The sequence below is a fragment of the Bacillus cereus group sp. BfR-BA-01379 genome (assembly GCF_022663605.1).
In the GTDB taxonomy this organism is placed as follows: domain Bacteria; phylum Bacillota; class Bacilli; order Bacillales; family Bacillaceae_G; genus Bacillus_A; species Bacillus_A mobilis.
Genome location: NZ_JAKUFT010000017.1, coordinates 22952 through 49728, shown reverse-complemented (window position 1 = coordinate 49728; position 26777 = coordinate 22952). Strand labels below are relative to the sequence as shown.

Below are 26777 nucleotides of genomic sequence, written 5' to 3'. Positions count from 1 at the left end.
GTAAAAAATAAAACGGGAGGAAGTAACATGCCTAAATCAAATTTAGAAATGATTCGAAGTACATATGAAGGATCATCTTCTTCGAATGCTAAACATTTAGCAGAAGCCCTCTCTGAAAAAGTAGAATGGACAGAGGCAGAAGGATTCCCGTATGGGGGAACTTATATAGGTTTGGAAGCAATAATGGAAAATGTATTTAGCCGATTAGGATCAGAATGGGATGATTATAAAGCGAGTGTAAATATGTACCACGAAGTAAACGGAAAAGATGTAATTATTGCTGAAGGTGTTTATTCAGGAGTTTATAAAGAAACGGGAAAATCATTTGAAGCAGATTTCGTTCACGTATGGCAACTGGAGAATGGAAAAATCATAAAATTCAAGCAATATGTGGATAGTTATATTGTACGAGAAGCGATGAAGGTTTAAAATGAAATAAGGAAACAAATGGAATCGGCTGTGCGCAGGCGATTCCATTTGTTTATGTGATTATTAGGGGAATGGGGAGTACATAATATGAAAAAATGGATAATAGGGGCAATTACAATGATTGTAATTGCGATAGGAGCTGTATTCGGTGTTACTAAACTTCTTAATTATATAGAGGAAGAGGAGAAGAGTCTTAAAACACAAAAAGTGATGAGCCAACAGGACAAGAAAGTTGCGGAAGAGAAGCCACAATTTAGTGAGGATGAAATTATTTCTACCATGCATAGGATGGTACATCAAAAAGTAAAATCCTCTGAAAAATGGGGATTTATTGAAATGACAAATAAGGAAATTGTTAGTGCCAAGAAGGCAGTAGAAAGTAGTACAAATTTTAAATATAAATCAAAGTTACTTGCCACTTTAGAGCGCTGGGAGAAAGGGGATTTTTCACAAACGGTCGAGGAGCATAACTTTTTGTGGGAAATTCAAGGTGGTGATACTGGAAAGGCAACAGAACGTTTATCGCCAGAAGAAGAAAAGCAGTATGTGAAAGAAATGAAAGGTAAATAAAAATATCGCCACTTTGGTGGCGACATTTTTTGTTAAGAATGTTTCCGCATTAAAGTTCTAGTTGGCTGAACAGTAGCCGTTTTGAAATGGGAAAATAAATAACATCCTGTCACAACGATTATTGTCCCGAAAATTTGTATCCACGTTAGTTCTTCACCGAGGAAAAGGAATGCTAAAATAGCTGTGAAAATCGGATTGAAGTTTAGAAAAATACCGGATGTCGTAGCTCCTAATTTTTGTACGCCAATATTCCAAAATACCATACAAAGCACGGTAGAAATAAGCCCTGTATATAAAAGGGATGTGATGAAGGAAGTATTTATATTTGTAACAGTGAAGCTCCCAATATTAAATGGCAGTAATAAAATAACACCGAAAATACCAGAGTATAATGTTGCCATGAGCGGTGTAGTTGTTTTTGTTGCCCATTTACTGCAAACAGAATACATGCCCCAAATACAAACAGCCGCAAGCATCCATAAATCGCCGCTATTAAAATGTAGTGAAAATAAAAGTGCAAAGTTACCTTTTAATAGGACAAGAATAACCCCAAAGAATGAAAGAATCATGGATAGAATTTGAAGTGTATTTACCTTTTCTTTTAGAAATAATACTGAAAATAGTGCAATGGAAATCGCATTTAATGTAGAAATAAGCCCTACATTCGTTGCGGATGTTTTTTCTAGTGCTAGAAATTGAAAGATGTTAAAAAGAGCGACCCCTGAAATCCCCATTAGTAGTAACGGAAGTATGGCAGCACGAGGTGGAATGATTTTCTTTTCTTTAAACCAAACCATCGGTAATAAACAAACAATCGCAATCATCCATCTTAAACTTGTAAGTGTCATCGGAGACGCGTGATCAACGAGCGATTTTCCAACGACGAAATTTCCTCCCCATAATAAGCTCGTTAGTAATAGTAAAAAGACATAAAAATAAGGCATACTAAAATCCCCTTTGTTGTAATCAATGTGAATTGTAAATAATTTTAGCATTTTTCTTTATTATGTAATATATTCTTTTGTATAATGAAAAAAAGTCGATAAGATGTTTTGTTTTGAATGGTATTTACGGAAATATGTTCAGTTTTATTTAGATTATAAGGTGTTTTTTCGAATAATCATCGGTAATAAAAAGGGGGGATTTTGATGGAGTCGTCAGTTATTAAAGTGTTAGATGATTTAGATGTACAAATTTTAGATATATTGCAGAAGGAGTCACAAGTAAGTAATGCAGAGCTTGCGCGACGCGTTAATTTATCACCAGCTGCGATGCATGCGAGAATAAAAAGATTAGATGGAGAAGGGTTCATTGATAAGCAAGTAGCCATTTTAAATCAAGAAAAGCTTGGTTTTGATTTGTTATGCTTCATTTTTATGAGTACAAATATTCATCAATCGGATAAACTTGACGTGTTGGAAAAACAATTAGAATCGATGCCTGAAGTGTTAGAATGTCACTGTTTAACAGGAGAGTATGATTATTTATTAAAGGTTGCAAATCGTGATCGTAAAGAGCTGGAACAGTTTATTAGAAAGCTGAATAAGCTTGGGATTACAAGGATACAGACGAGTTTAGCACTTCGTGAAATTAAATATTCAACAGTATTACCGATACGAAATGAGGAACCGAGCATCGATTAGATTGCTCGGTTTTTTGTTTGTATAAAGTGATTGACGGGGAGAAAAGAGAGATGTATTATTATATAAAATTATGTATTAAAATTCATTTTTGGTTATAAATATTAATATTAGGGGCAAGGGGATAAAATATGAAAATCTTTAATGCGGTTACGAGTGATGTGAAAGAAATTTATAGTCTCATTGAAGTTTATGCAAAAGAGGGAGTTGTTTTACCGCGTTCGCTTTTGTCTCTCTATCAATATTTACAATGTTTATATGTTATGAAAGAAGGGGAAGAAATTGTTGGAGTTGCTGGTTTACATGTGTTAGGGGAGGATCTTGCAGAAGTTCGGTCATTAGTCGTTTCGCATACATATGCAGGGAAAGGAATCGGGCGTATGTTAGTGAATCATGTAATAAATGAGGCAGCGAAAATAAAAGTGAGTAGAGTCATTTCTTTAACATATGAAACGGAATTTTTTCAAAAGTGCGGGTTTGATTTTGTGAATAGAGAGGCGTTACCAGAGAAAGTATGGATTGATTGTAGACATTGCCCAAAGGTTGATTATTGTGATGAGGTGGCGATGATTCGGTATGTTGGGTGAAATTTTCAGAGAGAAAAAAGGCCCACTATTATTTACGTAATAGTGGGCATCTATATTTTAGGGGAATTAAGAACTTGAATTCGTTTTTCTAACTGCAAAATTAAAAATGGGATTTTTAAGCTCATAGTTATAAGTAAAACCATCGACAAGCCCTACAACTTTATCACTGTCATAAAGATCAAGCATAAATTGTGCCATTTGTTTTGCAGTGTGGAATTTCGGTACAACAGTATCGTATTGGAATTCATCAATATCAAATGAACGTTTTGCAAATTCTGTTTCAGTTGCACCAGGTGCTAAAACCTTTGCTTGCAGTTTTGCACCTTGTTCTTTCAATTCATGAGATAAACCTTCTGTAAATGCACTTACATAAAATTTCGTAGCGCAATACGTAACAGCATCAGCAACAATTGTGTATCCACCGCCTGATGAAACGTTAATAAGTTGTGTGCCATCAACCATTGAATAATCTCGAACGAAAAGAGAAGAGAGTATTGTTAGTGCTTCTATATTTACATGTAACATCGTTTCAATTTTATTTAAATTTTGTTCAGCAATTGAGGCGAAATTACCAAAACCTGCGTTGTTAATCCACGTTTCAATTTGAAAAGATTGTAAGCCTTCATAAAGCTTATAAACATTTTCCGTGATAGATAAATCAGTTCTTCGAATAACAACATCCAATTCTGGATTCATTTCGTTAATTTTTAATTTTAATCCGTCTAATTCTTCTTGTCTTCGAGCGACAAGTATTAAGTTCTTTCCACGAGATGCAAAGGCTAAAGCCGATTCATAGCCAATTCCAGAACTAGCGCCAGTAATAACAGTGTATTTCATATAAAATCCCCCTAAGTTCAAATAAATGTATTATGGTTAGATTTTATTTGTTAGAGTATACTCTAAGTCAAATGTTTTTTATCAATTTGATAAGGCTATAAAATATATGAGGATAAGCATGTGGAGGGAGTTAGAGTATGTACACAATTAGCGAGGTGGCTAAATTAATAGGAGTGAGTACACATACATTACGTTATTATGAAAAGGAAAATATATTAATTGCAAATCGCGATACAAATGGGAATCGACTTTATGAAGAGTCACATATAAAGTGGTTGCAGTTTGTCATGAAATTAAAACAAACGCAAATGCCAATAGCGAAAATTAGAGAATATGCTAGGTTATATTTAGAAGGAGAGCATACAACCGAAGCTCGTTTACAGCTCCTAGAAGATCATAGGAAATCTATTCAGATGCAAAGAGAAAACTTAGCCATTACAGAAAAGATGCTGGAGAATAAAATTATTGCATACAAAGCCTCTTTGGAAAATAAATAGAAAATATATATATGATAAAAATGGATTTAATCTCACAGTGTGTTGGCAAATAAAAAAGAGCAGCTAGCAAACGCTAACTGCTCTATTAAAGGGATCTCTCCAAGGGGGAGTGGAGAAAATATTATGTTACTAGCAGTATTGACAGATTATTAGGGAATATACAAATCGGATGAAAGAAATTTTAAAATAATCTTTCGGCATTGACAGTTCTTAAAATATTCATGTACAATATTTATGAATGACATTCAGTCATTTTTATGTGACAGGATATAATTTGCTTGGAAATGGAACAAATATAATGGTAAATGAGGATGATAGTTGTTTTATATATAAGTAGTGATGTAAAGGAATATTTTTTTAAAACAAAAATGACTGATAGTCAGTCATAAGAGGTGAGAGGTATGAAAAATAGAGCTTGGTTATATGTCATATTAACATGTATCTTCGAAATTTTTTGGGTGTTTGGTTTTAATACGGCCGATACTTGGTGGCATTGGATTATTATTTTAGGCGTTATCGCTGTTGATTTTTACTTCCTTTCTAAAGCATGTGAACATCTTGCGACAGGAACTGTATATGCTATTTTTGCCGGAGCTGGTACGGTAGGGACTTTCTTAATGGATGTATTCCTTTTTGGCGGAAGTTTCAGTGTAGGAAAGTTATTCTTTATCGTGATGGTTGTAGCTGGCGTTATCGGTTTAAAGCTAGCTGATAATAAAGAAGAAACTGTGGAAGGAGCTGCTTAAAGATGGGTTGGTTTTTCGTATTTTGTGCTGCAATTAGTGAAATAGTTGGTGTGATCGGTCTGAAAATGTATAGTAAAGATAAAACATTAGCAAATGGCGCGATTTATATAGGTGGATTTGCTACATCCTTCGCATTCTTGTATACATCTTTCTTATTCTTACAAGTAAGTGTCGCGTATGCGGTTTGGATTGGTATTGGAACGGCAGGTGCCGTTTTATTAAACATGTTCCTGTTTGGTGAGTCGAAAAGTAAAGCACGTATCATTAGTGTGGCCCTTATTGTATGCGGAGTGACAGGATTAAAGGCTCTTTCGTAAAAATATATTGTATCTCCTAACAAGTCGTTAGGAGATTTTTATTGTAAAAAGTGCACGATAATTGACAGTACAGCTAGTTATTTTATAAAATGAGTGACAGTCATTCAATACGTGTTTGAAAGGGTTTAGATGATGAATAAAAAAGAGAAAATTGTCTATGCAGCTATTGAAGTGTTTCAGGAAAAGGGCGTTGAAAAAACGAAGATTTCTGATATCGTAAAATTAGCTGGCATTGCACAAGGAACTTTCTATTTATATTTTCCTTCTAAGTTATCTGTTATGCCTGCAATAGCAGAAGTGATGGTTGAAAAGATGATACTTGCAGTGAAAGAAAAAGTGCAAAACGATGCGCCTTTCTCAAGTAAAGTTAAGCAAGTGATAGATGCGGTATTTAACTTCATAGCTGAATATCGTGAAATACAAGCTTTAATGTATGCGGGTCTTGCATCTACAGAACATATAAAAGAATGGGAAGCTGTGTATGAGCCTCTTTATATGTGGCTAAGCGAGTTTTTAAATGAGGCGAAAGAAGCTGGTGAAATTCGTGGTTCGGTTCACGCAGAGCGAACAGCGAAGTTATTTATCGCTCTTGTTGAATCAGCAGCGGAACAAGTTTATTTATATGATCATAAAGATGAAGAGCAAGTCGAGCTACAAAAGGCAGAAGTACTAGATTTTTTAACACATGCACTACATATAAAGAAATAGTAAGATGAACCTGTCTGAAAAGGTAGGTTCATTTTTGAGGAAAACTGAATGATAGTCATTCACCTAATGCTTATGTATGTGTGGAAGGATAGTGTGAAATTCTAATGAGTGGAGGCATCTCTACTCATGATTAGCCCACAAATAGAAGGATAAAGAAAAAGCTTCTTGGGCATTATTTTTTTGAGGAACTTACGGGAAGAGGTGTTAAAAAGTGAAGAAACCGATAAAAGAACAAAAGATGGTATTGGTCATTCTTTTGAGTAATATATTTATCGCTTTTTTAGGGATTGGATTAATCATTCCGGTTATGCCGTCCTTTATGAATGACATGAGTTTAACAGGGAAGACGATGGGATATCTCGTTGCAGTGTTTGCAATGGCTCAGCTCATTACGTCACCTATTACAGGCCGGTGGGTCGATCTTTACGGTAGGAAGAAAATGATCATCATTGGATTATTTATTTTTGGTGTTTCAGAACTTCTTTTTGGATTAGGAAAAGATGTGTGGATGCTTTATGCAGCACGAGTGTTAGGCGGAATTAGTGCTGCGTTTATTATGCCTGGTGTTACGGCATATGTTGCGGATATTACCTCTATGCAAGAACGTCCAAAGGCGATGGGATATTTATCTGCGGCAATTAGTACTGGATTTATTATAGGGCCTGGAATTGGCGGATTTATTGCAGAATACGGTATACGTGTGCCATTCTTCGTTGCAGCAGCAATTGCCTTTATAGCATGTGTAATTTCGATTTTTATTTTGAAAGAGCCGTTAACGAAGGAAGAGCTTGCAGAGATTTCTGCTAATACGAAAGAATCGAGTTTTATTGGTGATTTAAAGAAATCATTACATCCAATGTATGCAATTGCATTTATTATCGTATTTGTACTCGCATTCGGATTATCAGCGTATGAAACTGTGTTTAGTCTATTTTCTGATCATAAGTTTGGGTTCACACCGAAAGATATTGCTGCAATTATTACGATTAGCTCCATCTTTGGGGTAGTTGTGCAAGTATTTATGTTTGGTAAATTGGTCGACATGTTCGGTGAAAAAGTGCTGATTCAAATATGTTTAATTGTAGGTGCAGTATTAGCGTTCGTTTCAACTGTAGTCTTTAATTATTGGATTGTACTTCTTGTTACTTGTTTTATTTTCTTAGCATTTGATTTACTTCGTCCAGCTTTAACGACGTTTTTATCAAAAGCAGCCGGAAAAGAGCAAGGATTCGTTGCTGGTATGAACTCGACTTATACGAGTTTAGGAAATATCGCAGGTCCAGCGATGGGCGGAATATTATTTGATATGAATATTCATTATCCATATGCATTTTCAGGAGTTGTTTTAATAGTTGGTCTCGGCATTACATTTATGTGGAGAGAGAAACAGCTAGCTGAAAGTTTTGCAAAGTAATAAAACCCCTTACGACGGTAAGGGGTTTTTGTTTTATCCCGCTTTAATGGGCAGTAAGACCCCCACCTCAAAATTCAGTGAAAGCAAAGAAGTTAGGTGGGGGTCGGGCTACCCATTAAAGTCCGATTGGTGAGGGCTGATTAAAGTTTCACTTTATAAACTTAATCCAAATCGTTTTAATTCAATGAAAATCCCCTCTAATTGCTTTCCTTTATCCGTTAATGTGTACTCTACACGAGGCGGAACTTCTGGATATACTTTTCTCGTTATAATCCCTTGAGACTCTAGTTCTTTTAGTCGAAGCGATAATGTTTTCGGACTAATCCCGTCCATTGATTTTTGTAAATCACTAAAGCGCAATGTTCCTTCGATAAGAAGGTCGCGAATGATTAAAAACGTCCATTTTGTACGAATTACATCAAGCGTTTTAGCGATAGGACAAGGTATGCCAGGTAAACCTTTCGTTAATTCAACTGAATCTATATTGTTCATGGAACTAGCCTCCATAAAAATTTTTTGAATGAATTTGCTTTATAGTATCACAAAACTATACTTTTGGTAACTATATGAAAAAAATATCACTACTTCCATAAAGGAAGTTAGTGCATATACAATAGCAATACGAAATACAAAGGGGTTAAGATGAGGAGGAGGTGATTTTCATGGGGATAAAAAAGTTGGTTGGATTTCTTAGTTTGTTTGTTGTTTGCATTGCACTTGTAGCATGCGGCGTGGAAGAAAAAACGGAAGTCCAGTTATTAAAAGAAATGCCCAAGCCAAAAGCAATGACAATTGATCCCTCACTAAGTAAAAAAGAAGCGACAGAGATGGTTCATGCAGCGCAGCGTTTTTATGCATTTTGGGATACAGGTAAAGAGGAACTTATTCCGCAGACTGTTACTGAAAAATTTTTCGATAATACATTGCCGAAAGGGCGACCACAAGGCACGGAAGGATTAAAGTTTGCGGCACAAAACTTTCGTAAAGTTGTTCCTAATATACATTGCGAGATTGAAGATTTATTAGTCGTTGGGGATAAAGTAACAGCTCGTCTTTCTTTTACAGGCACTCATAAGGATAAGAAAATCAATTTTTTTGCAATTGATATTTTACATGTGGAAGACGGAAAGATAACGGAAGACTGGCATTTAGAAGATAATCTTACGCTGAAACAACAACTTGGGTTAATAGCTGAAGAGTAAATTATATAGGGGAGAGAAAAGCGATGAAAAATATATTCATTATAAATGGACATGAAAAATACGGTACGAAAGAAGGACGTTTAAATAGAACGTTAGTTGATTATATGGTAACGGTATTAAGTGAGAAGAACCATGTGAAAACAACAACGATTCAAGATGGTTATAGTATTAAAGAAGAACAAGAGAAGTTTTTATGGGCTGATGTTGTAATTTATCAAACGCCGATTTACTGGTTTAGTGTACCAGGGTTATTTAAAACGTATATGGATGAAGTATATGAATACGGTTTGTTCTTTAAAGGTGCTGATGAATATGGAACAGGTGGTTTATTAAAAGAGAAAGCGTATATGTTTTCTACAACTTGGAACGCACCGGAGAAAGCATTTGGAGATAAGACGAAGTTCTTTGAAGGGGAAAGTTTAGAGTCAGCGCTTAGCCACTTACACCGCGTGCAAAAGTTTCTTGGCATGAGTCCGTTAAAGAGCTTTGCTTGTTATGATGTGGTGAAGAATCCGGATATTGAACAATATTTATTGAACTTGAAAGATCACTTAGATGGAGTAATTAAATAATATTTTGTATCTGTATGTGAAGAAGGTGCTACTAGGGATGTAGTACCTTCTCTTTTATGAAATACGTTGAAAGTCTTTACTTATACAGGACTGTTTTAGTTTTTTTGATTTGATTAAACGTTTAATATCAGAAATGTTATCGTATGAAAGCTGAGTGTGATAATAGTTAATGTACTCAAGTAATGCAAAAATATAAATAAATAGAGTGAATGATAGCCCACCTAAAGGTAAGTGTGGATACCAAATTACAAAATCAATAGTAAACGTAATAACTCCTGTGATAACGAATGCTATATTTATCTTTTTAAGTATTTTTAAATATTGAATCACCCTAATAGGTGTAACAGATGTTTTCTCTTTTTTTAGTCGTTTCCACTTTACGTACCAGTAAAGTGTTCCTTGTAATAAGATAAACTCTAAAAGAAGAAATGAGACCCAAAAAGAATATAGGGAATATAAATGTAACGTAGGATAAGCATAATTAAGTAAGTAGCTTGTGAAAATAAAAGTAATGACTGAAAATAACTCACCTGTGTATAGATAGGAAAGTCTTTTTTCTAGGGTGCGTTTCATGGTTCCTCTCCTTTTATCCCGCATTAATGGGCAGTGGGGATGAAAAAAACCCCCACTGATTAAAGTTTCACTTTATAATGACTCACATTTTAAGACATGGATGGCTGTATCCATAACTTCGCAAAATTTGCCCAGCCGAATGAATCAATTGTTACGTTTTTTAAAGAAGACGGGTATGTTTTTCTTTTTAAAACGTGATAGTTAAATAAAATGATGTGTTCTGCTTGTAAAAACTCTTCGATTTCATACATGAGTTCATAGCGCTTCTCTTTATTTTCTTCTAATAAAAAGGTATCAAGTAAACAGTTAATTTGGTTTTCATAGTGCGGGTCCATGAACCGATTTACGAAGCAACTTTTATTTTTAAATACATTTAAGAATGCAAGTTCATGATCAGCAGCAAATACTTCTCCCATGAAAATAATATCGGCGTGCTTATCGATAGAATGATCCATATAATCTGAAACGAGAAATGGGTGAAGCTCTACGTGTATTCCTAATTGTTCACAACGTTCCTTTAGGAAATATGCGTCATTTGCACTATCTTTAAATGCGAAGAAGTAAATATGTATTGTTTCTCCATTATAGGTGCTCTTTTTTAAATACTCTTTCGCTTTTTCTAAAGAGTAGGACCTTTTAGCAACTTGGCGGCTTCTTTCAGGGAAAAAGCTTGATGCGGCAATTGTTCGTCGGCCATCTATGCTATGAAGTATCGTTTCAACGTCATATATTTCTCTCCAAGCTTTTCGAAAGTACATGTCGTGATGAGGACCAGGTTTTGTAAAGTTGAAGCTAGCATAAATACAACCTATTTCTTCTATTTGTATATCATGTCTTTCATTTTCCTCTTCATTTGGTAGTTCATAATCAGCAGCGATTTGCACATGATCAGGAATACCCCAAAATTCAATACGGTCTAATAACGCGCGCTCTTTAAAATAATGGGTGAACGCTTCGAGTACGATATTGTCTTCAGAGTAATGAGCAAGTTTGAAAGGTCCAGTACCTATATAATGATGATTTTGAATACTAGCATCACGTGGCAAAATTGCTAATTGCATGGAACTTACATAGTGTAAGAAAAAAAAGTTGGGTTTTGCTAAATGGAATCGAATTTGCAGTGGTGATGGTGTTTCAATTTGAACAATTTCTTCTGTTAACCATTCGAAAGGAGAGTGAACTTGCTTTAATCGTTCAAATGAAAATTGTACATCTTTAGAAGTTAAAACTGTTTCGTTATGAAAATGTATATCCTTTCGTAAATAAAAGGTCCACGTAAGTCCGTCTTCACTTAATTCCCACGTATGTGCAATGTGTGGTTCCATCTTTTCAGTAACATCGTTATAAACGACTAACGTGTCAAAAATTTGACTCGTAAGATGGCTCTCTGTAGTTACAGCGACAAAGGCCGGATCTAATGGGAATATCTTTCTCGATATAGGAATTTTTAATATGTCGTACATATCATTTGAAGGTTCGTATCCAAAATGATGATGTAGTTTATTTTCTATCTTTTTTTGAAGTGCAAGAGGTAGGGGTTCTTTTAAAAGAAGAAAGATATCTTTTAATTTTTCTTGCGCTAACAGTTCATCTGTGTAGGATTCAATCGCTTCTACGAGACTATGTATAAATAGAATTTCCGTTTTATTCCCGCGGCCCCTCCCGGGAGTCCAGTGAATGAATCGCTCCTCGCTCATTTTCTTTAATAAAATTTTTACGTTTTTCGTACTGCAATATAAAACATCCGCTAATTCTTGTAAGCTATTTCGGATATGTTGTTGATCTTGTGCATGTAGTCTTAGTCTAATGTAATAGTCCATAATTTTCATATATACACTTCCTTCTATAATAAAAGGGGAAACTCTTTAGAATATTCTAACCTTTTTCTTCCTCTTTTTCAAAGTAAAATAAGTAAGCATAAGGAGGGGGAACAATGGGATTTTGGAGTATGCATCGAAATATAAAAATTAGAATTATAACTTCGTTTTTAACACGTGCTGTGTCCACGATGATTTTTCCATTTATGGCGATTTACTTTTCAATAAAGTTAGGTAGTGCGATTGCAGGTGCGTTATTACTCATTAATGTCATAGCTTCATTAGTAATTGGTTTATACGGTGGATATGTCGGGGATCGGCTCGGTCGTAAAAAGGTGATGATTATCGGTCAAAGTATACAAGTCATTTCCATCGCTTGTATGGGGGTTGCGAATTCAGATTATGTAGATTCACCGTGGCTAACATTTATATTTATGTTAGTGAATAGTTTAGGATCTGGACTTATGAATCCTGCGACAGAGGCGATGTTAATTGATGTGAGTACACCGGAAAACCGAAAAGTGATGTACAGCATTAACTACTGGGCAATTAATTTATCCATGGCGATTGGAGCGATATTTGGCGGATTACTATTTGAGAACTATAGATTACAATTGTTTATCGGATTAACAGTTATTGCAGTTATTACATTATATGTGATGGCAGTATATATGGAAGAAGTGTATGTAGCACGAAAAACGGTAGAGAAGAAAAATGTATTAAAAGATATGGCGGATAGTTATAAAGTCGTGATGAAAGATAGAGCGTTTTTAATTTTTTGTGCAGCAAGTATATGTACATTATCTTTAGAGTTTCAGGTTAATAATTATTTAGGGGTACGTTTGCAGAAGGAATTTGAAACGGTGCACTTTTTCTTTTGGAATGGTGTTACGTTTGATTTAACAGGTATTCGAATGATGAGCTGGATTTCAGCAGAGAATACAATTTTAGTTGTGTTATGTTCGGCGCTTCTTATTAAAATGCTGAAACGCTTCAATGATTTGAAAATCTTATATGTAGGTTTATTCATTTATACGATTGGCTTTACAATACTCGGAACGAGCAATAGTTTATGGATCTTATTAATCGCAGGGCTTTTCCAAACGGTAGGAGAGATGATGTATGTGCCTGTACGTCAATCTATTATGGCAGATATGGTGCCGAATGAGGCGAGAGGTTCTTATATGGCGATTAACGGGATGGTATTTCAGGTAGCAAAAATGAACGGGGCATTAGGTGTTATGATAGGCTCATTTCTTGCATCTTGGGGCATGAGTGTTCTGTACTTTATCGTTGGTATGAGTAGTATTTTATTATTTATGAAGGCGATAGGGAAAGAGAAGTATGAGGATGAGAGAGAGGTTTCTCAGATTGGGTAAAACTATATAAAAAGCGAACGAACTAGACTCGCTTTTTATATAATTTTTAGAACGGATCAACTTCAGCTAAATTTGGAGTAGTGTTAGGCTGTAGCAAAAGATTTTTTAACGTTCCTACTTCAGAAAGAGCTACTAATATGTAGCCACTAATTAGTACAATAAGCCCAATGACGCGTAACGTTTGTAAACTCACTTCATTATTATTCGTTTCTGTTGGATTTGGGGGCGTTGAAGGTGGATTGTTATTCATAAATAAGGCTCCCATCTTTTGTATTCATATATGTGTAAAATCATTAGTTAACTTATGGATAGGAATTGTATGGTCATTTTTACTATATGAGAACTGCCTATGAAAAGTGATTAGAAATTTGGGGGCGGGAAAAGGGTAGAAACCAAAAGATCATTAAAACTGAACTTTTGGTTTCTATCCTTTTATTTATCCCGCGCTATTTGTGGAAGCCGGATTTCGTGAAAACACCCGGTTGGTAAGAAGTAATAATCAGTGGGAGATGAACAAAACCCCACTGATTAAATTTTTTTCATACAAATAAAATGAAGTTAACCAAAGTAGTTACTCTAATATACGCAATGATTCTTCAATAAACGCTGGGATATCCTCTGGTTGTCTACTTGTTACTAGCTGATTTTGGCATACGACAACCTTTTTGTCATGAAAATGTCCACCGGCATTTTTCAAATCGACCGCAATGGATTTATATCCAGTCACATCGCGTCCTTCAAGTGTTTGTGCAGTGATGAGTAGCTGAGGTCCATGACAAATAGCGAAAACAGGTTTTTTCGCATCCATAAATGCTTTGCTAAAGCGAACAAAACGTTCATCTGCACGAAGTATATCTGGGGAAAATCCGCCTGGTATGAAGAGGGCATCAAAGTTCTCTGGAGAAACATCATCAATATTTTTATCAATCACGACTTCACTTTTTCCTTGTTTACCGTGTACCGTTTTACCTTTGTCCATTTCAATAGTTGTTAATTCATATCCCTTTTCATTAAAAGCTCCTACTGGCTCTGTGTATTCTGTGTCCTCGAAATAATCCGTTATTAAAATAGCAATTTTTTTACTCATTCTAATCCGCTCCTTACATTATATTATCGGTTTCAGAATCATCCTTGAGCAATGTCTTTTATAAAGTGAAACTTTTAATTCATATTTTTTCATTCCCTCCAGTTTCTTTGCCCTGTTACTTTAATACATACCCTTTTTATTAAGACGTAAACATGCATTATCGTTTTTGTATGTAAAAAGCATAACTATCAGTTGTTTGGATAATTCTTATTTGAGGAAGAAAAATAAAAAAGCCAAGGAGATAATTTGTTTTCTCCTTGGCTTTTAAGATGATTTTTTTTTTGTTAAAATGCGGAAATTCGTTGCTTCGTTTTTGGTATAATAATAAATTTGATCCAGAGTAACCCGATAATCATAATGATAAGGCTATGTAAAAATTGAACTGTAGCAATGAGTATAACACTTGAAAATACAATGAGTTGAATGCTTAGTAATATAAAGATTAAGTGAAGAAATTGATTCATTCGTTTTTCAGTATCAATTGGATATAATGCTACAATAATATTTCCTGAAAAATATTTCCACAGGGAACGTAGCTGCATCGAAATCATATATAGGACGATGTAGGCGATAGCGCCTTTTACGTATATGTTTGGTATAAAATATAAGGCGAAGGCACCGATTACTCCTAAGCGAATATATATACCGAAATAATCATTCCCGCGTAAAAATGCGAGTGTATGTAAATAGAAGAAAGTTGCTCTTTTTTTATGTAATAAAGGTTCAATCCAATTTGTAAGCCATTTTCTTTTATTTACTTGCTTATTCAGTTGCGGAACATCGGTGAAAATGCTAGCAAATTGATAAAAACGAACGTTCATTTTTTCTTCTTGTTCAATTATGTAATCCCACGGTATTCGTTTTGTAGGCTGTTTTTTCGTATATAGAAGTAGGAAAGCAAGTAGTAAGAGCAATCCGCCTAATATGAGAACATGTGCTGAGTAAAACAGCATGTAAATGATTAAGGCGTTACAAGCAATACGAATAATGAACCATATATTTTTTTCATGACTATCACGCCACATCCAATGTGTATATATATTCCAAGCTTTCATAATCATTAAAACGATAAAGATTGTACATAAGAAAGGTACCGTTACTTGTAATGATTGCAGGGCAAGTGGAACGAGAATCAAGAATGTGAATAATAATGGGAAAAGCTGAATGATGTAATTGTATAGAAGAGATTTTTTAAAATAAGATGTTAGTTTCTCTTCTAATGCAAGCAAATAGACAGCATCAGGTTTTTGAATAAATGTACGGATCGGGCATCTCGTTATAATGAATGTAAGTACAATCGTGATGAGTAGTAAAGCTATTCCTTTAGAAGGAGATGCTTTTAGAAACTGAGCATAGTAGTATGCGCCAACGCATGAAATAAAGATAAAGCTATATAGTAAACCGTTAATCATACGTGCAAAGTATGTAATGATATTTTGCATATGTTGTTGGAAGCGACTGCTCCATAGTGATTCGATTGACATGTTTTTCACCTCTTTGTTCTATTATATATGTTTTATAAAAGAAAAAACGAGCAAATTGCGTTATGCAACTTGCTCGTTTTCCTTTTCGTTATTTTTTTTCTGATCACGATTCATTAATGGATAGAAGGCAAAACCAATTACGAATAAACCAATTCCGAGAAGGAACGTTTTTATATCGGATGCACCGGTTTTAATAACCCATAGTGCATAGCAAAGTGCGATCACTGCGACTATACCATCTGTAATTCTTGCCCGCATTTCATTTTTATATGTTTCACCAGTTGCGACTAGTTTTAACTGGAAGATTGGTGAAACGAGATATGGAATGAGGTAGGCCAGTGTTGATACGGTAATAACGAATGTATAAGCTTCCGCAATAGTTCCTGATAATGTTGAGAATAAGAACACTTGCGACATAATGTTTGTTAATCGTAATGAGTAAATTGGACTTCCTTTTTTATTTGTTTTTGTGAAGAAGGAAGGGAAGAAACCTTCTTTTGCTGCTTGATACGGTACTTCTGAGCTTAATAAAATCCAGCCTAATATAGAACCGAATAGGGAAGTAAGAGCAAGTAATGCCATCAGTTTCCCACCGCCATGACCCATTGCAGCGTTTAATGCATCTGCTAATGGACGTTCAGAAGCTTGTAATTTATCAACGTGAAGTACACCCATTGTTAAAATTGTAATTCCTAAGTAAATCGCAACTGTAATAAGTAATCCTGCAACTGTTGCGCGTTTTACTGTTTTAGGAGAGGTAGCACGGTTTGATAAAAGTACTGCCGATTCAATTCCGATAAATGCCCAAAGCGTTGTAAGAGCAGCTAAGTTTACTTGTGAAAGTAGGCCGTGTGATACACCTGATTTATCGATCATCGGTGTGTACCATTGTCCAAACTTAGAAGCTTCGAATGCAAATAACGTAACGACGATGAATAAAAGGAATCCAGTTACTTTCGTTGTTGTTGCTAAGAAGTTTAGCTTTCCAGCTCCGCTTACACCGTTTGTTAATATAATATGAGTTCCCCAAAGTAAGATGGAACAAATCGTAAATGTAATTAGTTTTCCGACTTCTATGTTAAAAGAACCGATTGAAAATAGTAGTCGCGTATCTTTCATAATTGGGAAGAAGAGTGATAAATATCCCGCGAAAGACGTAATAATGGCAACGTTACTTGCCCAGTTTGCAACCCAATATCCCCATACCATACTGAAACCAGCCATTTTTTTCTTTTTTGGTGATGAGAATAAAGCATATGCATGACTTTGTGGTCCTGTCGTTAAATCAGGACGACGAATTGCTAAATTACCGAAAACAAGAGCTAGCATTAAAACACCAAACCCTGTTGTTAACCAAGCTAAAGTGACACCGAGAGGGCTTGCTGTTTGTGCCAACGTACTTGGCACCATGAAAATCCCAGCGCCAACCATGTTACCGACAACGAAAGCTGTTAGTACCCAAAAGCCCCATTTTTTTTGTTGCATAGAAAATACCTCCAAAGTTAGTATAACCAAGTCAAGCGAGGAGATATGTATGTCTTCTTAGTAGAGAAGAGAAGTCCCAAACAAAACAAAAAAAGCACGTAATTTGCCGCTACATGCTTTCTATCTTATAAGAAACCCACGACATACCTCTCGATAGCTCTCCACAAACGAAACGTTTCGTTTGTGACAGTTCTGCACTTATTAAATGCAGACCCAGCAAGCGTGCATGGTGGACACGGGCTTACTTCGGCAATCATTCCTTTCTCATTCCTTCATCAATGCCACTACATCTCCTGAAATGATACTCTTAATGACTGCAACCTCTACCTCACCGAGATACGAATGAGGATTTAAATATTAAATTAACGTCTTTAAGAGTAACAAATGAATTTTTATACGTCAATGGATATAGTAATAATCAGATTATAGAGAAGAGTTAGTCATTAGGGATGAATAATTATTTGATATAAAAAGAAGCTGATCTAAAACTAGATCAGCTTCTACATATAAGATTAAACTAAGTTTAATACTGTTACTTTTTCACGTGTCATAGACTCAAGGCTCTTACGAATACCTTGTGCACCCATACCTGAACCTTTTACACCGATGAATGGGAAGTGGTCAGGGCCGCGCTCTGTGCGTCCGTTAATTTGAACAGAACCAGTTTCGATTTTGTTAGCAATTGCAAATGCTTTGTTAATGTCTTTTGTGAAGACACTTGCTTGTAAGCCGAACTCTGATTTGTTAGCAATTTCAATTGCTTGCTCATCTGAAGAAACACGGATGATTGGAAGGATTGGGCCAAATGGCTCTTCCCAAGCAACTTTCATTTCTTCTGTTACGTGGTCGATTAATGTTGGGTAAATTAAGTTACGCTCACGTTTGTTACCGATAACAATTGTTGCACCTTTTTCTACAGCGTCGTCAACTAAACCTTGAACGAAGTCAGCAGACTTGTCGTCGATTAATGGAACGATTGTGCTATCTTGTTCTGGAGATCCAACTGATAGTTCAGCTACTTGCGCTTTTAATAAGCTAACAAGCTCGTCTGCTACGTTTTCGTGTACAAGTACACGTTTAATAGCTGTACAACGTTGACCAGAGTAAGAGAATGCACCGCTTACGATATGGTTTGCAGCATCTTGTAAGTCAGCATCTTCACGAACGATACCAGGGTCTTTACCACCAAGTTCTAATACAAGTGGAATCATCGCAGCTTTTTTCGCTAAATGTTTACCTGTGTTTGTACCACCTGTGAACGATACCATATTGATGCCTTCGTGTTCTACTAAGTAGTCACCAATTACAGAACCGCGTCCTGTCGCTACGTTTACAAGACCTTTTGGAAGGCCAGCTTTATGAAGCGCTTCAACCATTTTAATACCGCTAATTGCACCTTGAGTTGCTGGTTTGAAAATAACAGCGTTACCCATAATTAATGCTGGTGCAAGTTTTGCAGCAGATAAGTTTACTGGGTAGTTAAATGGTGCGATTGCTAATACAACACCAAGTGGTGCGCGTTGGATGATCGCAAGTTTAGATTTCGTTCCACCAGGGAAGCTATCGCCCATCATGCTTTCTCCGTGCATATGAAGAGCTTCTTCAATTGTGTAACGAATGAAATCAGCTGTACGAACAACTTCTTTCTTCGCATCTTTATATCCTTTACCGACTTCTTTCATAATGATATCGGCAATTTCATCTTGCATATTTACGAGCTCATCAGCCCATTTATATAAATATTTTGCGCGATCTTGTAGAGAAGCTTCTGCCCATGATTTTTGAGCTTCTTTTGCAGATGCAATTGCTTCATCTACTTCTCCGCGAGTAATTGCTTGTACTTGTCCAATTACTTCGTGTAAGTATGGAGATGGAATTTCGATTGTTTCTCCTGAAGAGCTTTCTCTCCATTCTCCGTTTAAATAAAATTTGTACGTATTGCTAGTTGTCATGATTAGTCCTCCTAAAATAGCAACTTGTAAGAGTGAGTATAAGGTGATTGTAGGGTGTTTGATAACATTTTTCAAATGAAATGTTTGTGAAAACGATTTCTTATTCTTTTTTTATTTTGTATGCCCTTTCTTACAGAACATTCCCTTATTTCAAAATGATGTAGCGTATATTTTTATTCGGTGTGTAAAAAAACAATTGACAGAATACTCAATAAAGTTGTAAGATTATAAATGGAAAATAAATGAAGGGGGTGTGCGTAATGATTGTAATCGTAAATGTAATGGGCTTAGCTCTGTTAAATGGCAGAAAACATTCATATCATTACGCAACCCGTACGGCTATATAGGGCATCTTTGTCTTATAAAAAGCGTGCGTTGCGTATATCGTAACGTACGCTTTTATGCATTCCTGTGCATATCGTCAAGCGGCGGTATGCTTTTTTTTGTTTTCCATGTTACTATATAAAACTTTGGAAGGTGGAAAAATGTGATGAGATTGTATGGGTTACGAAATGTAAATGTGAGGGGTCTGGATAGTGGATAAAGAAATGAGAGGGAAACGAGCACGAGAAGGGAGAGGTTACATTGTTATCAGTATTACTAAAGTTAAAATGGTTTTTTAAAGAGCATTGGAAGAGATATAGTATCGCCATTGGAGCTCTTTTAATTGTAAATATAGTTGAAGTTATTCCCCCGAAAGTGTTAGGGGTTACGATTGATAACATAAAAACAGGAACGTTATCGAATGAAGCAATTATGCAATCTATTCTTATTTTAATAGGGGTTACGATCGTTGGATACGGTCTCACTTTTGTGTGGCAACATCAATTGTTTGGAGGGGCATTCGTACTGGAGAAGACGATGCGCTCTAAATTTATGGGGCATTTACTTAAAATGACACCGACGTTTTATCAAAAGAATCGTACTGGTGATTTAATGGCGCGAGCGACAAATGATTTAAAAGCAATCGCTATGACAGCTGGTTTCGGTATATTAACGCTCGTGGATTCGAGTTTATATATGCTGACGATTGTCTTTATGATGGGATTTACAATTAGTTGGGAGCTTACATTTGCGGCACTTATACCGCTTCCGATTATGGCGTATGCGATGAATATATATGGAAAGAAATTGCATGAAAGATTTACAGTTGCGCAAGATGCGTTCGGTGATATGAACGATAAAGTATTAGAATCGATCGCTGGCGTGCGCGTTATTCGTGCATACGTACAAGAGAATGCAGATCAGGAAAGATTTCATCATTTAGGAGATGACGTCTACGAAAAAAATATGAAGGTAGCTAGAATCGATGCATTATTCCAGCCAACTGTAAAAATGCTTGTCGGTCTTAGTTATTTAATCGGTTTAGTGTATGGCGCGTATCTTGTATTTCAATCAAAGGTGACGCTTGGTGAACTCGTTTCATTTAACGTGTATTTAGGGATGATGATTTGGCCGATGTTTGCAATTGGCGAATTAATCAATGTTATGCAACGAGGAAATGCATCATTAGACCGTGTGAATGAAACGTTAGCGTATGAACCAGATGTAAAGGATCCGAAAAATCCAAAGCTTGTACAAGAGCCGGATTATATTCAGTTTGATGACGTTACCTTTTCATATCCTTCATCAACTGAAACAAATTTAAAAAAGGTTTCATTTACATTAAAACAAGGGGAAACGCTTGGGGTTGTTGGAAAAACAGGAAGTGGAAAAACGACACTTGTACGTCAGCTTCTTCGTCAATATCCACTTGGAGATGGGGATATTGCAGTCTCTGATGTGACGTTAGATAACATAACGAATGAAAATGTACTCGGGTGGATTGGGTATGTACCTCAGGAACATATTTTGTTCTCAAAAACAGCGAGGGAAAATATTTTATTCGGGAACCGAGAAGCGACGGAAGAAGAACTCGAGAAAGCGATTGAAATTGCGGCGTTTACAAAGGATTTAGAGTTTTTACCAGAAGGGTTAGAAACGCTCGTTGGAGAGAAGGGTGTTTCTTTATCGGGAGGGCAAAAACAAAGGATCTCGATTGCGCGAGCTGTGATTCAAAATCCAGAAATTTTAATTTTGGACGATTCGTTATCAGCTGTGGATGCTCGTACGGAAGCAGCGATTATTGAAAATATAAGAACAGAAAGAAGCGGAAAGACGACGATTATTACAACGCACCGTTTATCAGCCGTACAACATGCAGATTGGATTCTCGTTATGGATGAAGGTGGAGTAATGGAAGAGGGTACGCATGATCAGCTTATTAAAAGCGGGGGCTGGTATGCTGAGCAGTTTGAAAGACAACAAGGAGAAAATGAAAGTGAAAGTGCGGATAGTGGGGTGAAAATATGAGCGTTTCAAAACGATTGTTTCAATATGCGATGAAAGTGAAAGGGACGATTTTTGCAGCGATGCTAATGTTATTTATTTTCGTTATCGCAGAGCTTGCTGGTCCTTTCGTCGCAAAAACGATGATTGACGATCATATCGTTGGAATAGAGAAACCTTGGTATGAAACAGAAAAGAGTGAAGAGGCTGTTCCGTATAACGGTACCTTTTATAAACGAAGTGATCGCTTTGAACAAGGTGAGAAAAAAGGAAAAGAAGTACGCGTGATGCAAGTCGGTTTTCAATATTACTTTGTGCCGAATAAAGTGAATGCTGAAGGATCACGTACTGTAAAAGGTGATATGATTACCGTTCAAAATGGTAAGGCGGTGCAAGTGTATAAAGCGAAAGCATTAACGAAAGAAGAAGTATTTGCGTTTTATAAACCAGAAATAAACCGTCTACTTCTACTTGGTGGTGGGTATTTCGCTTTATTAGTAGTCGTTTCATTATTTGCATACGGAAAGCAATTTTTCTTACAGAAGGCAGCGAACAAAATTATTCAAATTATGAGGGAAGACGTCTTTTCTCATATTCAAACGTTGCCGATTCGGTATTTCGATCATTTACCAGCAGGGAAAATTGTATCGCGTGTCACGAATGATACGGAAGCCATTCGGGATTTATACGTAACGGTGCTTGCGACATTCGTTTCTAGTATCATTTATATTATCGGGATATTCGCTGCGCTATTTTTACTCGACGTAAAATTGGCGACGTTATGTTTACTTATCATCCCGATTTTAATCGTTTGGGCAATTCTTTATAGAAAGTACGCGTCTGTATACAATCATAAAATGCGTTCGCGTTTATCTGATATTAACGGAACAGTGAATGAATCCATTCAAGGAATGCCAATTATCCAAGCGTTCCGTCAAGAGCGTGAAACGAAAAAAGAGTTTGAAGAATTAAATGGTGATTATTTTAAGTATCAAAATAAAATTTTGAATTTAAATGCAGCAACTTCGCATAACTTAGTGTCTGTATTAAGAAATATCGCTTTCACAGGTGTGATTTGGTATTTCGGTGGAGCTTCATTAAGTGCTTCAGGCGTCATTTCGCTAGGGATACTGTATGCGTTTGTTGATTATTTAACACGATTGTTCTCACCGATTACAAATATGGTAAATCAACTCGCTAACTTAGAACAATCGCGCGTTGCATCAGAACGTGTTTTTGAATTGTTAGAGGAAAAAGGGGAAGCGGTAGAAGAGGAGCGTATGCCTCGCTTACAAGGAAATGTGAAGTTTGATAATGTGTCGTTTTCTTATAATGGAAAAGATGAAGTGTTAAAAAATATTTCTTTTGAAGCGAAACAAGGCGAGACAGTAGCGCTTGTCGGTCATACTGGATCAGGAAAAAGTTCCATTATGAATGTACTCTTTCAGTTTTATGAGTTTGAAAAAGGGAAGCTTACGATTGACGGTCACGATGTAAAAGAGATGCCGAAACAAGCAACTCGTGAACATATGGGAATCGTACTGCAAGATCCTTTTTTATTTAGCGGAACGGTCGCTTCTAATGTAAGCTTAGAGAACGAAAAAATTTCGAAAGACCGCATCGTAAAAGCATTACGCGATGTTGGTGCTGAAAGATTTGCGAACAATATAAATGAAGAAATTACGGAGAAAGGAAGTACACTTTCAACCGGAGAACGTCAGCTTATATCGTTTGCTAGGGCACTTGCTTTTGATCCGGCCATTTTAATTTTAGATGAAGCGACATCTAGTATTGATACAGAGACAGAAGCGATGATTCAACAAGCGCTAGAAGTTGTGAAAAAAGGGAGAACGACATTTATTATTGCTCACCGACTTTCAACAATTAAAAGCGCAGATCAAATTATTGTGCTTGATAGAGGAACGATTTTAGAAAAAGGCTCTCATGATGAGCTCATGAAAAAGCGCGGGCGTTATTACGATATGTACAAAACGCAAATGGAAGGCAATCAGAGCGCTTAATAGGTATGGAGGAGAACTTGTGATTTTCACAAGTTCTTTTTTTAGTGAATCAGGGTAGTTAAATAAGAAGTATTGTTTTACCTTTTTCTTTATAAATGCTATATTAAAAAATGTTACTTATTTTTTGTATGTAGCGTTATTTTCCCCTTTTGTTTGATTATGAAGAAAAAGGATAAACTAAATAAGAACATTTTCATTGAAAAATTGTTCAAGATTGCATACAATCAATATAGTTTTTAAATTCCTATCAGAATACTTGGAGGATTACCATCATGAAAAAATTATTTTCAGTACTTGCAGTAACTACATTAGCGATCGGGATTGTAGCGGGCTGCGGTAAAGAAGAGAAAAAAGATACAGCTAGTCAAGATGCGTTACAAAAGATAAAACAAAGTGGTGAACTTGTAATTGGAACAGAAGGTACATATCCACCGTTCACATTCCACGATTCAAGCAATAAATTAACTGGATTTGATGTTGAATTAGCAGAAGAAGTTTCAAAACGTTTAGGGGTAAAACCTGTGTTTAAAGAAACACAATGGGATAGCTTACTTGCTGGTCTAGATGCAAAACGTTTCGACATGGTTGCAAATGAAGTTGGTATTCGTGAAGATCGCCAAAAGAAATATGATTTCTCTAGCCCATACGTTTCATCTTCAGCGGTATTAGTTATTGCAAAAGATAAAGATAAACCTGCTACTTTTGCTGATGTAAAAGGATTAAAAGCAGCACAATCTTTAACAAGTAACTATGCAGATATTGCTAAGAAAAATGGCGCAGAAATTACGAATGTAGAAGGCTTTAGCCAAGCAGCAGAATTATTAAACACTGGCCGCGTTGATTTCACAATTAATGATAAATTATCAGTGTTAAACTACTTAGAAACGAAAAAAGATGCAAAAATTAAAATTGTAGATACAGAAAAAGAAGCGTCACAAAGTGGATTCTTATTCCGTAAAGGTAGCGACAAGCTAGTACAAGAAGTAAATAAAGCGTTAGAAGATATGAAAAAAGACGGTACGTATGACAAAATAGCGAAAAAATGGTTCGGTGAAAATGTATCTAAGTAGTGCGTTGGTTTCAGATCGATTGTCTACTTGGATAGATATTATGCAGTCTTCCTTCATGCCTATGCTGAAGGAAGCTGTGTTTACGACAATTCCATTAACGCTTATTACATTTATTATCGGGATTATACTTGCGACGTTAACGGCGCTTGCACGTATTTCAGGTAGTCGTATTTTACAATGGATTGCACGTATCTATGTATCTATCATTCGCGGAACGCCACTTCTTGTACAGTTATTTATTATTTTCTATGGTCTTCCAACTCTTAATATTGAAGTTGAGCCATATACAGCAGCAGTTATTGGATTTTCATTAAATGTCGGTGCATATGCATCTGAAATTATTCGTGCTTCTATCCTTTCAATCCCGAAAGGACAGTGGGAAGCAGCTTATACAATTGGAATGACGTATCCGCAAGCGCTAAAACGAGTTATTTTACCGCAAGCGACACGCGTATCCATTCCGCCGCTTTCGAATACATTTATTAGTTTAGTGAAGGATACTTCATTAGCATCGTTAATTTTAGTAACAGAAATGTTCCGAAAAGCGCAGGAAATTGCGGCAATGAACTACGAGTTTTTAATTGTTTATTTCGAAGCAGGTCTAATTTATTGGGCAATTTGCTTCTTATTATCTATCGTGCAACAAATATTAGAAAAACGTTCAGAACGTTACACTCTAAAATAACCCTTTCATAAAAGGAGTTTTTGTTTTTATGATTTCAATTCAACATTTACAAAAAAGTTTCGGAGATAATACCGTACTAAAGCATATAGATTTATCAGTTGAGAAGGGAGAAGTTGTTGTTATTATCGGACCATCTGGATCTGGTAAAACGACATTCTTACGTTGTCTCAACGTGCTAGAAACGCCGAATGCTGGTAGTATTCGTGTCGGTAATAAAGAGCTCGACTTCTCTCAAAAAGTATCGAAGAAAGATATTGTTAACCTTCGTACACAAACAGGTATGGTATTCCAACACCATAATCTATTTCCGCATTTAACAGCACTTCAAAATGTCATGGAAGGGCTCGTTACAGTGAAAAAGATGGGGAAAGAAGATGCGAAGAAGAAAGCAAACTATTTCCTTGAAAAAGTTGGTCTTGCGGATAAAGTAGACTTATATCCGTTCCAATTATCAGGCGGACAACAACAGCGCGTTGGAATTGCTCGCGCGCTTGCGATGGAGCCGGAAGTGTTACTATTTGATGAGCCAACGTCAGCGCTTGATCCTGAACTCGTTCAAGAAGTTCTGAAAGTAATGAAAGAACTTGCGAAAGAGGGCATGACGATGGTGATTGTAACGCACGAAATGCGCTTTGCACATCAAATTGCGAACCGCGTTATTTTCATGGATGGCGGTGTCGTTGTCGAACAAGGTACACCAGAAGATGTATTTACAAATCCAAAAGAAGAACGCACGAAGAAGTTTTTACAAATGTTGCAATAAAGTGAAACTTTAATCAGTGGGGGTTTTCTTCATCCCCCACTGATTATCAGCCCTCACCAATCGGACTTTTATGGGCAGTTGATTCCCCGCCTAACTTCTTCGCTTTCGCTGAATTTTGAGGTGGGGGTCTTACTGCCCATTAAAGCGGGATAAACTAAGGAAGGTCTCAAGGCATATGCCTTGAGACCTTTTTGCCATATATATTTATTTTTGGAATCCGCCAAGGCTTTGCTCAGCCATTGCAACTAGACGTTTTGTAATTTCTCCACCAACTGAACCGTTAGCGCGAGCCGTAGAATCTGCTCCTAATTGTACACCAAATTCTTGAGCGATTTCGTACTTCATTTGATCGATTGCTGCTGTTGCACCTGGTACTACTAATTGATTGTAAGAACTTTGGTTTGCCATAGGAATATATCCTCCTTAGAGTTATAAAAATTTTTTTTGGTTGGACTAGCTGGATTTGAACCAGATTATCGCCCCGTTTGGCGCTAATCCATCGGTAATTAAGTTTGTACTCATAGTATGGATGTTACCTAGAAAGATATACGAAATAATAATTTGTAAATTTTGTAAAAAAATCTTAGTGGTTTCGTAAATTATGAAATAAGAGT

General features: G+C 36.1%; 28 protein-coding genes and 1 riboswitch. Of the genes, 17 read left to right on the top strand and 11 right to left on the bottom strand.

What is annotated here, in order from left to right; translation table 11 throughout:
* Positions 1-27 precede the first annotated feature (27 nt).
* Together MR113_RS09150 and MR113_RS09145 are read left to right on the top strand one after the other, a co-directional pair.
* Positions 28-429, top strand: coding sequence for a nuclear transport factor 2 family protein (locus MR113_RS09150; protein ID WP_242253698.1), 402 nt, complete (start codon positions 28-30; stop codon positions 427-429).
* 87 nt (positions 430-516) lie between these two features.
* A complete protein-coding gene (locus MR113_RS09145; RefSeq protein ID WP_063263502.1) occupies positions 517-999 on the top strand; it encodes a PRK06770 family protein in 483 nt (160 codons plus the stop codon).
* 32 nt (positions 1000-1031) lie between these two features.
* Here MR113_RS09145 and MR113_RS09140 read toward each other — a convergent pair whose 3' ends face one another.
* Entirely contained in the window at positions 1032-1943 is a 912-nt protein-coding gene (locus MR113_RS09140; protein ID WP_242253696.1) for a DMT family transporter, read from the bottom strand.
* Between the two features lie 204 nt (positions 1944-2147).
* Here MR113_RS09140 and MR113_RS09135 point away from each other — a divergent pair, with 204 nt between their 5' ends.
* Both MR113_RS09135 and MR113_RS09130 read left to right on the top strand, forming a co-directional pair.
* Positions 2148-2642, top strand: coding sequence for an Lrp/AsnC family transcriptional regulator (locus MR113_RS09135; RefSeq protein WP_242253694.1), 495 nt, complete (start codon positions 2148-2150; stop codon positions 2640-2642).
* A gap of 128 nt (positions 2643-2770) precedes the next feature.
* Positions 2771-3226, top strand: coding sequence for an N-acetyltransferase (locus MR113_RS09130; protein ID WP_097815075.1), 456 nt, complete (start codon positions 2771-2773; stop codon positions 3224-3226).
* A 66-nt stretch (positions 3227-3292) separates the two neighbouring features.
* On the opposite strand, the gene MR113_RS09125 is transcribed toward MR113_RS09130, so the two are convergent.
* A complete protein-coding gene (locus MR113_RS09125; protein WP_242253693.1) occupies positions 3293-4063 on the bottom strand; it encodes an SDR family NAD(P)-dependent oxidoreductase in 771 nt (256 codons plus the stop codon).
* 137 nt (positions 4064-4200) lie between these two features.
* Here MR113_RS09125 and MR113_RS09120 point away from each other — a divergent pair, with 137 nt between their 5' ends.
* From MR113_RS09120 to MR113_RS09100, 5 genes are all read left to right on the top strand, one after another.
* Positions 4201-4560 carry a MerR family transcriptional regulator gene (locus tag MR113_RS09120; protein ID WP_242253691.1) on the top strand — a complete coding sequence of 120 codons (360 nt, stop codon included), beginning with the start codon at positions 4201-4203 and terminating at the stop codon, positions 4558-4560.
* Between the two features lie 401 nt (positions 4561-4961).
* Positions 4962-5306 carry a DMT family transporter gene (locus MR113_RS09115; RefSeq protein ID WP_064473857.1) on the top strand — a complete coding sequence of 115 codons (345 nt, stop codon included), beginning with the start codon at positions 4962-4964 and terminating at the stop codon, positions 5304-5306.
* A gap of 2 nt (positions 5307-5308) precedes the next feature.
* Positions 5309-5623, top strand: coding sequence for a DMT family transporter (locus MR113_RS09110; RefSeq protein WP_000539670.1), 315 nt, complete (start codon positions 5309-5311; stop codon positions 5621-5623).
* A 129-nt stretch (positions 5624-5752) separates the two neighbouring features.
* A complete protein-coding gene (locus tag MR113_RS09105; RefSeq protein ID WP_242253689.1) occupies positions 5753-6331 on the top strand; it encodes a TetR/AcrR family transcriptional regulator in 579 nt (192 codons plus the stop codon).
* A 211-nt stretch (positions 6332-6542) separates the two neighbouring features.
* Entirely contained in the window at positions 6543-7745 is a 1203-nt protein-coding gene (locus tag MR113_RS09100; RefSeq protein ID WP_048545666.1) for an MFS transporter, read from the top strand.
* Positions 7746-7898: 153 nt separating this feature from the next.
* On the opposite strand, the gene MR113_RS09095 is transcribed toward MR113_RS09100, so the two are convergent.
* Entirely contained in the window at positions 7899-8237 is a 339-nt protein-coding gene (locus MR113_RS09095; RefSeq protein ID WP_001059476.1) for a winged helix-turn-helix transcriptional regulator, read from the bottom strand.
* Between the two features lie 170 nt (positions 8238-8407).
* On the opposite strand from MR113_RS09095, the gene MR113_RS09090 reads away from it, so the two are divergent.
* Positions 8408-8947 carry an ester cyclase gene (locus MR113_RS09090; RefSeq protein WP_242253687.1) on the top strand — a complete coding sequence of 180 codons (540 nt, stop codon included), beginning with the start codon at positions 8408-8410 and terminating at the stop codon, positions 8945-8947.
* 23 nt (positions 8948-8970) lie between these two features.
* A complete protein-coding gene (locus MR113_RS09085; RefSeq protein ID WP_242253684.1) occupies positions 8971-9519 on the top strand; it encodes an NAD(P)H-dependent oxidoreductase in 549 nt (182 codons plus the stop codon).
* Positions 9520-9573: 54 nt separating this feature from the next.
* On the opposite strand, the gene MR113_RS09080 is transcribed toward MR113_RS09085, so the two are convergent.
* On the bottom strand, positions 9574-10092 hold the full coding sequence (locus MR113_RS09080; protein ID WP_242253682.1) for a general stress protein: 519 nt from the start codon (positions 10090-10092) through the stop codon (positions 9574-9576).
* A gap of 89 nt (positions 10093-10181) precedes the next feature.
* Positions 10182-11921, bottom strand: coding sequence for an SgrR family transcriptional regulator (locus tag MR113_RS09075; protein WP_242253679.1), 1740 nt, complete (start codon positions 11919-11921; stop codon positions 10182-10184).
* Positions 11922-12025: 104 nt separating this feature from the next.
* Here MR113_RS09075 and MR113_RS09070 point away from each other — a divergent pair, with 104 nt between their 5' ends.
* Positions 12026-13288, top strand: coding sequence for an MDR family MFS transporter (locus MR113_RS09070; RefSeq protein WP_242253677.1), 1263 nt, complete (start codon positions 12026-12028; stop codon positions 13286-13288).
* Between the two features lie 46 nt (positions 13289-13334).
* Here the strand turns inward: MR113_RS09070 and MR113_RS09065 are convergent, their stop codons facing one another.
* The 5 genes from MR113_RS09065 to gapN form a co-directional block, all read right to left on the bottom strand.
* A complete protein-coding gene (locus MR113_RS09065) occupies positions 13335-13538 on the bottom strand; it encodes a hypothetical protein (RefSeq protein WP_001063863.1) in 204 nt (67 codons plus the stop codon).
* 321 nt (positions 13539-13859) lie between these two features.
* Complete coding sequence (locus MR113_RS09060) at positions 13860-14375, bottom strand: type 1 glutamine amidotransferase domain-containing protein (RefSeq protein WP_242253675.1); 516 nt, start codon at positions 14373-14375, stop codon at positions 13860-13862.
* A gap of 284 nt (positions 14376-14659) precedes the next feature.
* A complete protein-coding gene (locus MR113_RS09055; protein WP_242253673.1) occupies positions 14660-15859 on the bottom strand; it encodes an ABC transporter permease in 1200 nt (399 codons plus the stop codon).
* Between the two features lie 60 nt (positions 15860-15919).
* Entirely contained in the window at positions 15920-17344 is a 1425-nt protein-coding gene (locus MR113_RS09050) for an amino acid permease (RefSeq protein WP_242253671.1), read from the bottom strand.
* A 146-nt stretch (positions 17345-17490) separates the two neighbouring features.
* A riboswitch (Lysine riboswitch) is annotated at positions 17491-17678 on the bottom strand.
* A 178-nt stretch (positions 17679-17856) separates the two neighbouring features.
* On the bottom strand, positions 17857-19296 hold the full coding sequence (gene gapN, locus MR113_RS09045; RefSeq protein ID WP_061677872.1) for an NADP-dependent glyceraldehyde-3-phosphate dehydrogenase: 1440 nt from the start codon (positions 19294-19296) through the stop codon (positions 17857-17859).
* Between the two features lie 585 nt (positions 19297-19881).
* Here gapN and MR113_RS09040 point away from each other — a divergent pair.
* From MR113_RS09040 to MR113_RS09020, 5 genes are all read left to right on the top strand, one after another.
* On the top strand, positions 19882-21648 hold the full coding sequence (locus MR113_RS09040; protein ID WP_242253670.1) for an ABC transporter ATP-binding protein: 1767 nt from the start codon (positions 19882-19884) through the stop codon (positions 21646-21648).
* Positions 21645-23645: an ABC transporter ATP-binding protein gene (locus MR113_RS09035; RefSeq protein WP_242253668.1), complete on the top strand. Its 2001-nt coding sequence runs from the start codon at positions 21645-21647 to the stop codon at positions 23643-23645. Before MR113_RS09040 ends, MR113_RS09035 begins: the two co-directional genes overlap by 4 nt.
* A 272-nt stretch (positions 23646-23917) precedes the next feature.
* On the top strand, positions 23918-24715 hold the full coding sequence (locus MR113_RS09030) for an amino acid ABC transporter substrate-binding protein (protein ID WP_000732853.1): 798 nt from the start codon (positions 23918-23920) through the stop codon (positions 24713-24715).
* A complete protein-coding gene (locus MR113_RS09025) occupies positions 24702-25400 on the top strand; it encodes an amino acid ABC transporter permease (protein WP_033657688.1) in 699 nt (232 codons plus the stop codon). Before MR113_RS09030 ends, MR113_RS09025 begins: the two co-directional genes overlap by 14 nt.
* Before the next feature lie 28 nt (positions 25401-25428).
* Positions 25429-26163, top strand: coding sequence for an amino acid ABC transporter ATP-binding protein (locus MR113_RS09020; RefSeq protein WP_242253666.1), 735 nt, complete (start codon positions 25429-25431; stop codon positions 26161-26163).
* Between the two features lie 204 nt (positions 26164-26367).
* Here the strand turns inward: MR113_RS09020 and sasP are convergent, their stop codons facing one another.
* Positions 26368-26571 (bottom strand): small acid-soluble spore protein, SasP family, encoded by a 204-nt coding sequence (sasP, locus tag MR113_RS09015; RefSeq protein WP_000013349.1) that lies wholly within the window; start codon positions 26569-26571, stop codon positions 26368-26370.
* Positions 26572-26777: the final 206 nt, after the last annotated feature.